Source organism: Pontibacter rufus (genome assembly GCF_015694705.1).
Classification (GTDB): Bacteria; Bacteroidota; Bacteroidia; order Cytophagales; family Hymenobacteraceae; genus Pontibacter; species Pontibacter rufus.
Genome location: NZ_JADQDR010000011.1, coordinates 88534 through 103479, shown reverse-complemented (window position 1 = coordinate 103479; position 14946 = coordinate 88534). Strand labels below are relative to the sequence as shown.

Genomic DNA, 14946 nt, shown 5'->3' with positions numbered 1-14946 from the left:
GCAAGCAACCTTGAGGGAGAGGAGTGCTTTAAAAGCGAAGTTTACCTGCTATAGGAGGGCGCATGAACTTATGGTTCATTTGATAGCCGATTCTGCGGGGCCTTTTTTCGATATAAAGTATAGCCAGATGTTCATCACTAATGCTGCACCCAATGCAGTACCCTGAGCTGATAGAGCAGCTTTTATTTCCAGACCAGGGAAGGCTTTTCCCAGCAGCGTCATGAAAATGTGGTTCTTACTAAATCCCCCGTCAACCAGTAAAGTTTGAAAATTGTTAATATCATCCTCAGCCGCTAAATAAATAGAATCCAACTGCAGCCGGAAAAGCTGTACAATCAATTCATGGTAGGCTGCTTCATAGGAGGGATATAAATCCAGATCTAAGTTAATTTTCGCGGATATTATCGGTTTATCTGTTACAGGAATATGACTTTGGTGGTGCGCCAAACCAGATGAGTCCTGGAGCAGCCCTTCATCGTAGCGCACAGTTTTATAGTATAGGGCAGGCTTCTGATAGTAATCCGCCAAAAGCCTTACCTGTTCCTCATGTATATTTCCTATAAACTTTCTTGAAGCTTTGACAGGATTGCCGTGATAAGTCAGGTATTGCAGGCAATCATGCTGTAAGTCTGAAGGCGTTAGTGGCTTTTTGGCAAAAGCGTTTAGTGTAATGCCCCAGGTACCAGTGGAAAGCAACAGAAATGGATCGCTAAACTGCTTTAAGTATGGAATCAGGGCAGAAGAGCTGTCATGCAGGCCTATTCCTGCAGGTATTTTTTTATACCTGAAAGTTGTCTTCAGCGCCCTGTAATGTGATTGCATAGGAGGAAAAAGCTTATCAAATCCCTCTGCATAAACCCAGGTGTGGTAGTCCTTTTTCTGAAAATCCCAAAGCGCTGTATGGCAGCCAACGCCCGTATACTCTGTTACAAACTGACCTGTAAACAACGACGAGACGTATTGCGGCAGGTGCAAAGTATACTTTATTTGTTTAAATAACTCAGGCTTTTCATATTTTAGCCAATAGAGCTGCAGGCCTGAGTTAAGCATGCCGAGCGGAGGAGACGAAGTCTGGGCTGCAAGCGTAAGCTTATCGCCATACGTGTCATAAAACTTTTTCTCAAGCGCTGCCGGAAAAGGCTTTAAATAATTGTATAAGGGGGTTACAGGTTTCCCGTTCTCATCCACATGCACAAGGCTGGCGCCATAAGCCGTAAAATTCACGGCTAACACATCATACGTATAGTCAGCCTCAAGGACTTTCCAGGTGGTATGTAACCAGTTCGTCAGGGTCTCCAGGTCTTCTCCTTTTTCGCCGTCATCATCAATAATCTCATCAATGTATACTTCTTCTTCTTTAATGATCTTATACTGCTGATCAAAAAGTAAGAATTTCTTGTTCGTTTTACCGATATCAAAAATTGCGATACAAGGCACCATAAGTTCTTAAAAGGAAGAATTTAAAATCGATTGTATTTTAACCAAGCATACTTGTTTTGGCAACTGCTGCAACACTCACAACCGGTACGAATCTGTTGCTGCTTATAAACCTGTCGCAAAGGCTTTCGCCCCGCGTTGCCTGATAAGTTCTTCTCTTATTTTCATTTCTCTGAAAAAGGAGACAGGGTTTAACGCCGCACTGGCCTGCAAACGGGCCTGTGCTAATAGAGGACGCACGTCGGTGCGGAAAGCATTCTGGATAATTTCCTGTGCCTGGGTTGCATCGTTTTCTTCCTGTGCTTTTTCCAGCGCTTTCCGGTCGATGAGGAGCGCCTGGGTGTAGGCAATTTTTATCGCTTCAACAGACTGCAGCAAGTCCTCCAGCGGATCTTTTATGTTATGGCTGGCATCAATCATCCAGCTGAGTTCCGGATTTTTCACTTCCGGGCTGGTCATGCCTTCAATCAATTCATTAAAAATCAGGAATAGCTGATATGGCTTTATCGATCCTACAGTTAAATCATCATCGCCATACTTGGAATCATTGAAGTGGAACCCGCCCAGCTTACCTTCCATCAAAAAGCGCGACACAATTTGCTCAATATTGGTGTTGGGCAAATGATGGCCTAGGTCTACCAGGCCGAGTGCCTTTTTCCCCAACTTCTGGCAGAAAAGCAGTGAGCTGCCCCAGTCTGCTATCACAGTAGAATAAAAGTGCGGCTCGTAAGGTTTATACTCTATCAGCACTTGCCAGTCATCAGGCAGTTCAGCGTATACTTGCCGGAGTGAGTCGAGCGTACGTTCAAACATACGCCGGAAGTTCTGCTGGCCAGGAAAATCGGTGCCATCAGACAGCCATACCGTTAAAGCTTTTGAGCCCAATTCTACTCCGTGCCGGATCACTTCCACATTATGGGCAATTGCCTGGTCGCGCACGCTTTTATTGGTGTGGGAGAGGGAGCCGGACTTATACGACTGTTCCTGGTCGGGCTGGTCCTGAAAGGTGTTTGAATTGACAGCGTCAAACTTTAATTCGAAGGAGGCCGCCAACTGGCGTATGGCTTTATAATCCTGTGGTACGTCCCAGGGGATATGTAAGGAGATGGCACCACTTGATTGATTTATAGTATGCAGCAATCCTACATCTTCAATTTTCTCTTCCAGGCTGCGGGGCTCACCGCCTCCTGCAAAACGGCCAAAGCGGGTGCCTCCCGTACCCAGCGCCCAACTCGGTATGGCAACCTGGAAAGCAGCAACCCTGTCTAGTATAGCTTCTACATCATGGCCCTCATCAGAAAGAATGCTGCTTAATGCTTTGAATTTTTTTTGGTGTGATGGCAGATGCTTTTCACTATGTTGCTCAAGCAGATGTTTGTCTATTCTCATGCTTTAAATAAAATGGAGCTGTAACTGAAAATAAAATAGTGGCACCGGATACTATGATAATAAGATGCTTCACCAAAAGCTGGCATCTTACAAGTGATTCTAACCAATTCAACCAATCTTAATAACGATGCTTAATATCCGCTGCCATCTATTTTATTGTTTTTTAACGAACAAAAGCCGCTGGTACACCGCCATCCACGTTGATGACGTTGCCCGTACTTTTGTTCAGCAAACCTCCTACACACAGGAAAACAGCGTTTGCAATGTCTTCGGCTAATATTTCCTCGTTCAGCACTGTTCTTTTGGCGTAATAGGCCGGCAGTTCTTCTATCGAGATGCCATAAGCTTTGGCGCGGCCAGCCGCCCAGCCGCTCTCCCATATCTTGCTGCCGCGTATCACGGCATCCGGGTTCACCACGTTTACCCTGATCTTATCAGGGCCGAGCTCGGCTGCCATCAAGCGCGACATGTGCAATTGGGCGGCTTTGGCCGTTCCATAGGCTACGTTGTTGGGCCCGGATACCAAAGCATTCTTGCTCACAATGTTCACGATATCGCCCCCTTGCTGTTGTTTCCTTAAAATGCCCACGCCCTGCTGCGACACCAGAAATTGGCCTTTTACCAACACATCCTGTAAGATATCATAGTCGACCTCGGTGGTTTCCATGAGTGGCTTGGAGATAGAAAGTCCGGCACAGTTCACCACAATATCTACACCTCCGAAAGACAAATTTGCTTTTTTGAAGGCTTTTTCGATGGCGTCGATATCTGTTACGTTTAGTGGCGCGGCGGTAACATTGTCTTTGCTGATTTGGCTTTTGAGTTCTGCGTCAGCCTCCTGCAGGGCTTCTTTATTCATATCGGTTAGCACTACACAGGCACCTTCCTGCGCCAGCTTTTCGGCAATAGCTTTGCCGATGCCCCCGGATGCGCCTGTGATAAGCGCTATTTTGCGGGAGAGTGGTTTCTCTTTTGGCATGCGCTGCAGCTTGGCTTCCTCCAGCAGCCAGTATTCAATATCGAATGCTTCCTGCTCCGGCAATCCCTGGTATTCGGAAATAGCCTCGGCGCCTTTCATTACATTGATGGCATTGATGTAGAACTCGCTGGATACGCGTGCCGTTTGCTTGTCTTTTGCAAAAGAGAACATACCCACACCCGGATAAATAATAATAACCGGATTAGGGTCGCGGACGGCGGGGCTGTTGTTATGCCTGGAGCGCTCATAGTAGGAAATATAACCGGCCCTGTAATCCTCAAATTGTTCCGAGAGCTCTGCTCTAATTGCTTCCGTGTCCGACAAATCAGCATCCGGCGCTAAGTTTAGTACCAGGGGCCGGATTTTGGTACGCAGAAAATGGTCGGGGCAGCTGGTGCCAAGGGGAGCCAGCTTATCCAGGTCGTTGCTGTTGATGTACTCCAGCACCCGTTCGTCGTCCGTAAAATGCCCGATCATACGGTTTTGGCTGGAGCACATGCCACGCAGCAGCGGTATCAAGGCGCTGGCTTTATCTTCCCGCTTGTCTTTAGGCAGCGAATCTATTTTTGCACCCCCGAAAACCGCATGCTTCTTGCCGAAGTTCTTGTTTAGATATTCAGAAGCTTTTTCAATTGTTTCCAGCGTATTGATATAACTTTCGTATGCTGTGTCGCCCCATGTAAACAAACCATGGCTGCCGAGTATCAATCCTGTAATGCCGGGGTTCTCGCGAACAGTTTTTTCCAGAATCAGGCCTAAGTCGAAGCCTGGCCGCTGCCAGGGCACCCAGGCCAGCTTTCCATCAAAAAGTTCTTTCGTAATTTGTTCGCCGTCTTTGGCTGCGGCAATGGCAATGATAGCGTCCGGGTGCAGGTGGTCGATATGTTTAAATGGCAGAAATGCGTGCAATGGTGTATCAATGGAAGGTGCTTTGGAGTCCAAATCATAGATGCAGCGATTAAATAGCGCCACCATTTCATCCTCAAACTCCAGCCCTCGGTATACATTCTTCAGGCTGTGCAATTTGTCGAGGTACAGGCCAGCCAGGCCACTCTTTTTTAAGGTACCCAAATCTCCGCCGGAGCCTTTCACCCACATCACGTCAACATTCTGGCCTGTAAGCGGATCTTTCTCTACGGTTTTACAGCTCGTATTACCACCGGCATAATTAGTTAAGCGCAAGTCAGCGCCCAGCAGGTTAGAGCGATATATTAAAAGAGCAACCTGATCATCGCCAAACGAACTGGCAACCTCCTCGTCCCAGAGGTAACTTACATACTTATAATCAGTTGTAGCTACTGTGTTTCCCATGTTAAAGAATGTATTATTGTTCCTGATTAAAATGTTATATCTTCTGAATATCGAAAAGGAAAAAGGCTTTTTATGGTTATCATAACTAAAGATACCATTTTGCGTTGCCCCGTCTATCCTGTACTATCCTGAATACGGCTTATTTTTAATAAATTTATTAAAATGTTCTCTTTAGAAAACCCCTTAGAACGAATGCTGTGCAAAACAAAGTCAGTTTTGCGGCTGTTCCTGCCTGTTCATCCAAAAGGGTGCGGTAAAGAACCACAGCAGGGTACCTATAAGCATAAGTGTTTTATGAAAATTTAACTCCATCAGCCCTGAGAACACCAGAAAGGAAGGCACAACGGTCATGAGTAATCCGATGAAGGAAATAAGCTTTAATATAGATAGCATATCTGGACTTCTAATTGTTAGTATTTAACGCTGTTTAATGTGTCTGCTGAAAGTTCAGTTTGAGGCTGCACTGTCGTTTTCCGCTGGTACAATTTACTCATGATGATGTACAAAGCAGCGGCAATAAACCATCCTGGTAAACCGAGGAAGAAAATATCTACTCCCTGGTAAAAATTAAGGAACAAACAGAAGAACAGGGTCGCAATCCAGGTTACGGCTGCTGCTATATTAAATGGAGAGTTGGTTTCGCTGGCATAATTGCTCCTGAGCCCCAGTTTCGGAATAATATAGAAGTCAATGAAGATGATAGCGCCCATGGGCATCAGCACCAGTCCATATAAAGCGACAAAATCCAATAACCGCATGACCAAGGCAGGGAAAAAAGCGGCAATGGTAGTAACCAGCCCAACCATCAGTGTAACTTTCCATCTCCTGACCTGCGGGATAATAGATTGAATAGCGAGGCCAGCTCTGTATATAGTTGGGTTGGCAGTTGTCCAACCGGCAATTATTACACAAATTACGCCTGCAATGCCGGCACTGTTGTAAGCAATTGGACCGGGCGCTACATCACCGTTTGCGGCAGCACAAAGAATGCCTGAGGCAATCCAGGCCATAAAGTGGCCAACAAACATGCCGGTAGCGGAAGAAAAGCCATACTGCCACTTTTTCGCGTATCGCAGGATGGACAAGTCTGCCATGCCAATGTGCATGGCCATGTTGGCAAACCAGGCAAAAAACATGACATGACAGAAGGTAAATTTACTGTAGCCTTCTGCCGGAACACCCGTCCAGATTTTGGCTTGCGCAACCTCCCAGAAATTACCCAAAGAGGTAATGCCTAAGCGGGGCATCACAGCAAAGGCCGCCGCTATAAAGACCAGGACCATCCAGGGTGCACAAACGTTGGCGAACCTGGATATCTGCTCATACCCTAAAATGGCAACAGCGGTGATAACTATTCCAACACAAAGAACGGTTATAATCCAGCCTGCGCTGTTCGGGTACCAGTCGTTGAGGTCCGGCATGGCAATATCAAACGGAATTCCGACCGCCGTAGCAGAAACGGCGATCATAGAACCAGCCAGGAAGCAAAACATTAGGGCATTTACAATATTGTAGCCCGACACCAGGTACCTGCCGCAAATCTTCTCGAGCTGGTAATAAAGCGTAAGCCGCGCTTTAACAGCTATGGGCGCACAAAGCAGTGCCCAGCTTAAGATAGCGAGCAGATTGCCTGCCAAAAGGCCCATGAAAAGATCTGATGCGCTTACTCCATGAATAACAAACAAGGGGCCGATTACAAATTCGGTTCCAGCTACGTGCTCTCCGGCATACATGCCCACAAAGCTCTTTATCCCTTTAAGTTTGCTCTGCGGAATTGGTTCACGTTCATACTCGTCGATGGAGTCTAACTGCTGGGTAAGCTTCTTCTTCATGCTCTAAGTATAAATTTAAAAGTTGTATTCGCTAACAAAGCGGCAAACTGATTAAAACCTTCTGCTCAACAGCAGGCTGAATCAGGTAGTTAAAGAAATAGATTGTGAAAAATAGGAAGAATGAAAAAGAAAAGCATCCGGTAGTGTCCTGTATCCGGCGAAATTTTAACATCTGTCAAAATCTTGAAATGTAGCTATAAATATCTGCCGGAAGTATAGCTATACTTCCGGCAGATATTTATACTTTTAAGCAAAGGGATGTTGCCGCTGACCAGCATACAGCTCAGCGGCTTTCCTGCTTCTTCAGGTATAATTCAACCTGAAAAAATGCGATATCCGAGTTCGGATTAGAATGGCTGCACAATAAAAACATGCATCCTTTTAGGCCCGTGCGCGCCTATCACCAGCGATTGCTCTATGTCAGCAGTCCGGGAGGGGCCGGCGATAAAGGTGCCATAGCCTGTGGCAGCTACATTTAGCGCAGCATATGCCTCATGCATGGTGCCTACTATATTATCCGCATGTATAACCAGCGCCAGATGCTCGCAAATAAACGGAAGCACCCTTGTGGGGAGATTATCCTCTGTCACCCAGGCGGCGCCGTTTTCGGCTACACCCAGAAGGGATTCCACGACAGCTATTTCCAGATTGCCGAAGGCACGGCCATCTGTGATGGGTGCATCTGCCTCCAAACCAAAGCCTACGCCCTGCACCGTGTTCAGTATACGTTCCGGTGATGTGAAATTGACTTTGAGGTAATTGCCTATAATTGCTACATCAGGCACTAAGCAAACAATCCCGCCAGCGTTTTCATTGCTTTTTATGAATGCTGTCAATCGCTCTTCGGGTGGAATAGAGGCAAATGTGGTTTGCGTTGGCAATGGAGACATGGGTGGCTTGTTGGCCTTTACCTGTTGTAATATCTTTTCCCTGCTACTCATCTTTAGGTCTGTTCTTTTTATACCAGTCTCTGAAAGTTTCTTTGGGCGGTTGTGGCATTTCGCGTTGCCGCGCCCATGGATTTAGTGCTTTATTATTGGCAAGGCCTGGCAATAAGCGCATCATCAACCGGCCCGACTTGCCTGCTACACGGTATAAAGTAGGGCTGGAAAGTACTTTTGCCATTACCTGTATTCCGTCCTTCTTGGTTTTGGGCACATAGTCTTCTGCAGCCAGCACCTGGCGCCATTGGTAAAGCTGGTTATGAATGTCAATTTTTACCGGGCATACATTAGAACAGGAACCGCATAAGGTAGATGCAAAAGGCAGATCAGCGTATTCGCGCATGTCCCGGTTAGGAGCCAGAATAGCCCCAATGGGTCCGGAGATGGCATAATGATAACTATGCCCGCCGCTACGACGGTAAACGGGGCAGGTGTTGATGCAGGCGCCGCAGCGGATGCACTTAAGGGAGTTATAGAAGTCTTTCCGGCCCAAATGCGCGCTGCGGCCATTGTCTACCAGCACCAGGTGCATTTCCTGTCCCGCTCTCGGCCTGTGAAAATGGCTGGAGTAGGTCGTGATGGGCTGGCCGGTAGCGCTCCGGGCCAGCAGGCGCAGGAACACGCCCAGGTGTTCGGCTTTCGGAATAATTTTTTCGATACCCATACAGGCAATATGCACTTTGGCCAGATGCACGCCCATATCAGCATTCCCCTCGTTGGTACATACCACAAAGCCGCCCGTTTCGGCTATAGCGAAGTTTACCCCTGTGATAGCAATGTCGGCTGTTAAAAATTTTTCGCGCAAATGCACGCGGGCCGCTTCTGTAAGGTAAGCCGGGTCAGACGCGCCTTTCTCTGTGCCCAGGTGCTGGTGGAAAAGCTCCCCAACTTCTTCTTTGCGCTTGTGTATACTGGGCAGCACAATGTGGCTTGGCGGCTCTTTGGCCAGTTGCACAATGCGTTCACCTAAATCAGTGTCAATTATGTCGATGCCCTGAGTAGCCAGGAACTCATTCAGATGGCACTCCTCTGTCAGCATCGATTTGCTCTTGACCAACTTGCCGACACCATGCTCCTGAATGATTTGTAACACAATCTCGTTATGCTCGGCGGCATCGGCGGCCCAATGCACGTGTATCCCATTTTGCAAGGCGTTTTGCTCGAATTGCACCAAGTACTCATCCAAGTTAGCCAGCACATTGTCTTTTATCTGAGATGCTGTCTCGCGCAACAGTTCCCAGTCAGGAATCAGGTTAGCCGATACATCCCGTTTCTGCCGGTTAAACCACAGCGCCTTGTCATGCCAGTTTGCACGTTCTTGATCCTGCAGAAATTTTGCAGCCGCTTCGGCATGATCGGGCACTGAATTATGTGCTTTACTCATATTGTCCGTTTAATATTTCTGCAATGTGCACTACTTTAACCGGTCTTTTTTGTCGCCTGAGAATGCCTTCCAGGTGCATGAGGCACGACGTGTCGGTTCCGGTAATGTATTCTGCGCCGTGCTCCACATGGTCCTGTACCCGGTCCTGGCCCATCTTGGCCGATACAGCTGCTTCCGACACGCAAAAAGTACCGCCAAAGCCGCAGCACTCATCCTTTCTGCTCAATTCTATCAGCTCTATCCCTTGCACCAACCCGAGCAGGTAGCCAGGCTTGGAGAAATCAGGAGCTACCAGTTCCGACATCTGGGCCAGGTGCAGCCCCCGCTGGCCGTGGCAACCAATATGAAATCCGACCTTGTGCGGGAAGTTTGCCACCAGCTCTTTTACCTGCACCACATCCGTCAGAAACTCGCATAGCTCGTAAATCCTGTTCCGTATGTGGCTGACCGCTTCCGGATCTTTATCAACGTGCAGGTGTTCTTTGATATGGAGCACACAACTACCTGACGGAGCGACTATATAATCATAAGCCGCGAAATTCTGTACAAAGAGGGTATCACAACCTGCAGAAGCGGCTCCAAAGCCAGAGTTGGCCATGGGCTGGCCACAACAGGTTTGTTGCATAGGATACTCAACGTCTAAACCAAACTTCTCTAACAATTGGAGTGTCGCTACAGCAACCTGCGGATAAAACTGGTCAATGTAACAAGGTATAAACAGGCCCACTTTCATAACTATACTTGCTTGTTTGAGTTTCGGCTAATGCAATACGAAACTCACTATTATAAAAGATGTCAACAGAATTGTGGCAACCGATTGCCCCGGCAGCATAAATAAGCCATAAAACTCCTTCACCTCAGCTACTAAAAAGATGTATAAGACAATGCGCTGCTTTATAGTTTACTTTGGTAGTATGAGCTAATGCTTTCAGAATCTGCAGATTTATCAGAGCAGCTGAAGTATAGGCTAAGAGTGTATCGGGTGCATCACCATGAAGTCACTGCCTGTCGGAGAGTAGCTTATATCTTCCATCTTAACCGGGTATTTTTGATACAATAAATGCAGGGCGGTTATTCCTATAGTTGCTTTAGCCGGATATTGCGGTACTCGACCTTCATTGGCCCGCCAACATGTACCTGCAACCCAAGTAGCCCTGAAAGTTTCCGGTTTATGGTATCGTTATCTGTAACATCACTCATTAAAACGCCATTAACATAATGCTGCAGTCTATTGCCCTTTACTACTAAATAGATCTCATTCCAATCCTCGCTTTTAATTAAAGTCTGTAATGAGTCTGAACTTCCCAATGATGCTGTTACAGTTGAGCCTTTCCATGCGTTATTCTCAATGTTATCCTGTAATTCTGTTGGGTTCTCCTGTGTATTTATCGTTACTTTTTGCCCGCGGTATGCCAAAGTCGTTCGCCCGCGTTCTTCATAGTTCTGCCCTGTGTAACGGTTCTTTCCATCTATATCAGCCTGGTATCCTTTTAGTGCGAAAGGGATGCTGTCCAATTCTATACTCCGGTAATTAATGCCGGTGTTGCCATCTGCGGTAACGCGGAAATCTGCTTTTAACTCAAAATCTGCCGGCTGCCCACCTCTCCATATAATAAATGTATTGTGCTTCAGAGGCGGCGTAGCAGGAGTAACTTCTCCGACCAAACTGCCGTTTTCTACTTTCCAGTAGGTGGTATCTCCCTCCCAACCTTCCAGCGTTTTACCATCGAAAATCTGCACAAAATCACTGTCTTCATCAGAGATATCTTTTACTTGTGCAGAGCTATCTTCTTCAGGATTGCTTTTATTCGATGAATTGCAACTGCCAACCATTAACGCCAACAGTACTATTCCCGTTTGAGCAAATTTTAGATGAGTTTTATTTAGCATTTGAGTTTTAAATAAAAGTTTTTGAATAAATCACTTAATAATCGCAACAATTGAAGAGCGTTTCACCCTTGCTTTCGAGGCATACCGGAATTTTGAATAATTGCTAAAATATAAAACAAAAGAAGCCTGTCCATCCTGTTGTATCCTGTCCGACTACTTTTATAGCATACTTGCTCCATTGGTTAAGCAGGGCCTGACCAGATAAGGTTACACAAAGTCTTATTCCGGGTTCTTTGTATAAATGTATATTTAATGTCTTCTTTAATCCAAATCACCAACTCCATTTAAAATCATCGGATTTACAAAAAAATAATAGAGAAACTCAGCATAATAAATTGAGCAAGAGGTATCAGCAGGAGAGTGGAGGATTTTGGAAAGTCCTTTACATGTGAATATCTGATCGGTGTGGTTGTCGTTTTCTGGTTACTGGCTGCAGATTCAATTGTTCTTTAACGTTTTGATATGTGTCTTGATTTTAATTTTGGATGAACAATCTGTTTTTGTTTATAGAGTATAAGTTGCATTTCAACTATTATCCGTTTTTACGAGGCCAGTAAATTCAACCTCTTCCATCTGCTAAATCTTTTGCTCTACAGCAGCTCAAAACTATAGGGTGGCAGGAGTGCTGCCATTAAGATTTTATAAAAGCAGCCTATAAACAGGATACCACAGGATAGATAATATTCCCGAAGTTTGTAAATTCAAAAATTAATGAGCGAATAATAAGCTTGGTAAATTATCTTCAGCATGAATGGAGAATGTGCCTAACCCTTGATAAGCTTAGGAGGAATAATTCTTTATGTCGGTAAACAACTAAATTTATACTTATTAAACACAGTTGGATATTTAAATAAAAAATAAATTAGAATCATCATGTATCGAAACTTCCCCTCCATGAGAAGCCTGCTAGCAGTGTCCGTTTCCATTCTGATTGGCACCTCCTGCAGCAGATTAAAGGAACCAGAAACTGAAATTACGAAACCGGTTAACCCTAAAGTAGATAAGTTAAGGTTGCCAGACGGCTTTCAGGCAGAACACTTGTACAGCCCTGGTGAACATGAGCAGGGTTCCTGGGTGGCCATGACCTTCGATGATAAAGGCAGATTGATAACATCTGACCAGTACGGCGCTTTGTACCGGCTGGAACTATCTCCGATTGGTGCTGATTCAGTTAGTCCTAAAGTAGAAAAACTGGTAATAGGCGATGTCTCCCCGGAAGATACTGTTAATTCCGAAATAGGAATGGGTTACGCCCAGGGTTTGCTATACGCCTTCAACAGTTTGTATGTGGTGGTGAACCATACCAGTGATGAAGAGTTTAACAAAGGCACCGGTCTTTACCGCCTGCAGGATACAGACGGCGACGATCAGTTTGATAAAATAACATTGATTAAATCGCTGGCAGGCGAACCAGGCGAGCATGGGCCACATAGTATAATTCTGGCGCCCGATAAAAAATCACTTTATATATGCGCCGGCAACCATACAGATTTGCCCGAAATGGATGCATACCGGCTTCCGCCGGTCTGGCAGCGGGATAACCTGTTTCCGTTGATAAAAGATCCGCGCGGGCATGCAAACGACCGCAAAGCGCCTGGCGGCTGGATTGCAAAGATAGATTCCTTGGGTGAGCACTGGGAACTGATAAGCGCCGGTTACAGGAATCCTTTTGATATTGCTTTCAATGAGGCGGGAGATCTGTTTACGTATGATTCGGATATGGAATGGGATTTCGGGATGCCCTGGTACAGGCCTACGCGCATCTGCCACGTAACGAGCGGCAGCGAATACGGGTGGCGAACAGGTAACGGCAAATGGTCTCCCTTATACCCCGACAACCTGCCGCCTGTCCTCAACATCGGCCAGGGATCTCCTACCAACCTGATGTACGGGGAAAAAGCCAGGTTCCCGGAGAAATACCGTGATGCGCTGTTTGGCTTTGACTGGAGTTTTGGAATTATTTATGCCATTCATCTTAAACCAGAAGGCTCTTCCTATAGCGCAACTGCCGAGGAATTCCTGTCCGGTTCGCCTTTGCCTTTAACCGATGGTGTTATAGGCCCTGACGGAGCCATTTACTTTCTCACAGGAGGCCGCAGACTGGAGTCAGACCTGTACCGGGTATACTATAATGACTATGAAGACATAGACCCGCAACAGGTAGCCAGCAAAAATGCGCCTGTAATAACAAAGGAGCACAAAATCAGGGAGCAGCTAGAAAAATATCATGGAGAGCCAAAAGCAGGCGCCGTTGATTTCGCCTGGCCTTACCTGGATCATAAAGATCGCTTTGTGCAATATGCCGCACGCATTGCCGTGGAACACCAGCCCGTAAATGAGTGGCAGGACAGGGCGCTACAGGAGCAGGATCCTGAGAAGAGGACGGAGGCCATCATTGCGCTGGCACGACACGGCAACAAGGCACTGAGCGATGATATGCTGGAGTCACTTATGAAGACAGATTACGCCCAACTGCCGGAGCAGGAAAAGCTAAACCTGCTTCGCGCTTTTGAACTGGTTCTCTTCAGAAATGGTACCCCGGAACCTGCCCTGAAAAAAAGAGTAATAGCCTATTTAGACGGACATTATCCCGCCGAAAAAAATGAACTGAACCGTTCTCTCAGCAAGATACTTGTTGCTTTGGAGGCTCCCCAGGTAGTGCCCAAGACTCTTGCACTACTTGAAAAAGCAAAAGATGAGAAGACAGAAACTGCTACGGCGTCATCTGACCTCATTCTTCGGAATCCGCAGTATGGGATGGACATCGCCGGCATGCTGGCGGACGTTCCTCCTGCCCAGCAGACCTATTTAGCCACAGCATTGAGCGAGGCCGAAACCGGATGGACTACGGAACTCCGCGAAAAATATTTCAAGTGGATGTACAACGCCTTTAAATATAAGGGAGGCCGAAGCTATGTTGGTTTTATTGACAAAGCCCGGCAGATGGCTTTAAGCCATGTTCCCAAGAGCCAGTATGCCCATTATAATACCATTTCAGGAGACTCTCTGCTGAGCGGCGGCGGATTAGAAATAGTTACCTCGGCTTATAAACCAAAAGGACCCGGAAGAGACTGGACAGTTGAAGAAGCCTTGCCCTTTGTAGATGATAGTTTAACGAACCGGAACCTGGAACAGGGAAAAGCAATCTTTGCAGCAGTCCTCTGCAAATCCTGCCATACTATGGGAAGTGAAGGAGGTACCATCGGTCCTGATTTGACACAGTTAGGAAGCCGGTTCACGCCTAAAGATATTCTGGAAGCGATTATCTACCCGGATAGCGTTATATCTGATCAGTATGCGGCAACTGTATTTTACCTTCAGGATGGCAGTTCAGTAGTAGGAAGGCTCACTAATGAGGACGATAACACCTATTATATTTCTCAGAATCCCTTTGCACCACAAACCATTCGGAAAATCCCTAAGAATGAAGTCACAAAAACTAAAATTTCCAAGGTTTCTGTAATGCTGCCACACTTAATTAATAGCCTGAATCCGGAGGAACTGAAAGATTTAATGGCTTACCTTATCTCTGCCGGAAATAAAGATCATAAAGTATACACAGCATCCGCTAAGGCTAACAGCGAAGCGAAGTAACATCTTATAGAAAGATCAGCAACTGAATTAGCATACATTTTCATACTAGGTTGTTTATTTGACCTCCAGGGCATCTGCTCTGGAGGTCTTTTTTTCGTTCGGATCAAGGAGGCGGTGGAACTGGCAGAAACAAATAAAGGCAACAGCAGGTACATGGGGCGCTTCTGCTAAACAGCCTAACGACAC

General features: G+C 46.3%; 9 protein-coding genes. 1 reads left to right on the top strand and 8 read right to left on the bottom strand.

Annotated elements, in window-relative coordinates; translation table 11 throughout:
- Positions 1-75: 75 nt before the first annotated feature.
- From I2I11_RS17485 to I2I11_RS17450, 8 genes are all read right to left on the bottom strand, one after another.
- Positions 76-1440 carry an FGGY-family carbohydrate kinase gene (locus I2I11_RS17485; protein ID WP_196269030.1) on the bottom strand — a complete coding sequence of 455 codons (1365 nt, stop codon included), beginning with the start codon at positions 1438-1440 and terminating at the stop codon, positions 76-78.
- 102 nt (positions 1441-1542) lie between these two features.
- Entirely contained in the window at positions 1543-2826 is a 1284-nt protein-coding gene (locus tag I2I11_RS17480; protein WP_196269029.1) for a sugar isomerase, read from the bottom strand.
- Between the two features lie 163 nt (positions 2827-2989).
- A complete protein-coding gene (locus I2I11_RS17475; RefSeq protein ID WP_196269028.1) occupies positions 2990-5116 on the bottom strand; it encodes a bifunctional aldolase/short-chain dehydrogenase in 2127 nt (708 codons plus the stop codon).
- Positions 5117-5526: 410 nt separating this feature from the next.
- Positions 5527-6948: a purine-cytosine permease family protein gene (locus I2I11_RS17470; RefSeq protein ID WP_196269027.1), complete on the bottom strand. Its 1422-nt coding sequence runs from the start codon at positions 6946-6948 to the stop codon at positions 5527-5529.
- 347 nt (positions 6949-7295) lie between these two features.
- On the bottom strand, positions 7296-7889 hold the full coding sequence (locus I2I11_RS17465; protein ID WP_196269026.1) for a LutC/YkgG family protein: 594 nt from the start codon (positions 7887-7889) through the stop codon (positions 7296-7298).
- Complete coding sequence (locus I2I11_RS17460) at positions 7882-9276, bottom strand: lactate utilization protein B (protein ID WP_196269025.1); 1395 nt, start codon at positions 9274-9276, stop codon at positions 7882-7884. The genes I2I11_RS17465 and I2I11_RS17460 overlap by 8 nt, the downstream gene beginning before the upstream one ends.
- A complete protein-coding gene (locus I2I11_RS17455) occupies positions 9269-10009 on the bottom strand; it encodes a (Fe-S)-binding protein (RefSeq protein WP_196269024.1) in 741 nt (246 codons plus the stop codon). The genes I2I11_RS17460 and I2I11_RS17455 overlap by 8 nt, the downstream gene beginning before the upstream one ends.
- A 344-nt stretch (positions 10010-10353) precedes the next feature.
- On the bottom strand, positions 10354-11166 hold the full coding sequence (locus I2I11_RS17450) for a 3-keto-disaccharide hydrolase (RefSeq protein ID WP_196269023.1): 813 nt from the start codon (positions 11164-11166) through the stop codon (positions 10354-10356).
- An 894-nt stretch (positions 11167-12060) separates the two neighbouring features.
- Here I2I11_RS17450 and I2I11_RS17445 point away from each other — a divergent pair.
- Positions 12061-14760 (top strand): c-type cytochrome, encoded by a 2700-nt coding sequence (locus I2I11_RS17445; RefSeq protein WP_196269022.1) that lies wholly within the window; start codon positions 12061-12063, stop codon positions 14758-14760.
- Positions 14761-14946: the final 186 nt, after the last annotated feature.

Bases quoted from the DNA above. Each gene is read 5' to 3' on its own strand.
- I2I11_RS17485 (WP_196269030.1), bottom strand. From the start codon at position 1,440: ATGGTGCCTTGTATCGCAATTTTTGATATCGGTAAAACGAACAAGAAA.
- I2I11_RS17480 (WP_196269029.1), bottom strand. From the start codon at position 2,826: ATGAGAATAGACAAACATCTGCTTGAGCAACATAGTGAAAAGCATCTG.
- I2I11_RS17475 (WP_196269028.1), bottom strand. From the start codon at position 5,116: ATGGGAAACACAGTAGCTACAACTGATTATAAGTATGTAAGTTACCTC.
- I2I11_RS17470 (WP_196269027.1), bottom strand. From the start codon at position 6,948: ATGAAGAAGAAGCTTACCCAGCAGTTAGACTCCATCGACGAGTATGAA.
- I2I11_RS17465 (WP_196269026.1), bottom strand. From the start codon at position 7,889: ATGAGTAGCAGGGAAAAGATATTACAACAGGTAAAGGCCAACAAGCCA.
- I2I11_RS17460 (WP_196269025.1), bottom strand. From the start codon at position 9,276: ATGAGTAAAGCACATAATTCAGTGCCCGATCATGCCGAAGCGGCTGCA.
- I2I11_RS17455 (WP_196269024.1), bottom strand. From the start codon at position 10,009: ATGAAAGTGGGCCTGTTTATACCTTGTTACATTGACCAGTTTTATCCG.
- I2I11_RS17450 (WP_196269023.1), bottom strand. From the start codon at position 11,166: ATGCTAAATAAAACTCATCTAAAATTTGCTCAAACGGGAATAGTACTG.
- I2I11_RS17445 (WP_196269022.1), top strand. From the start codon at position 12,061: ATGAGAAGCCTGCTAGCAGTGTCCGTTTCCATTCTGATTGGCACCTCC.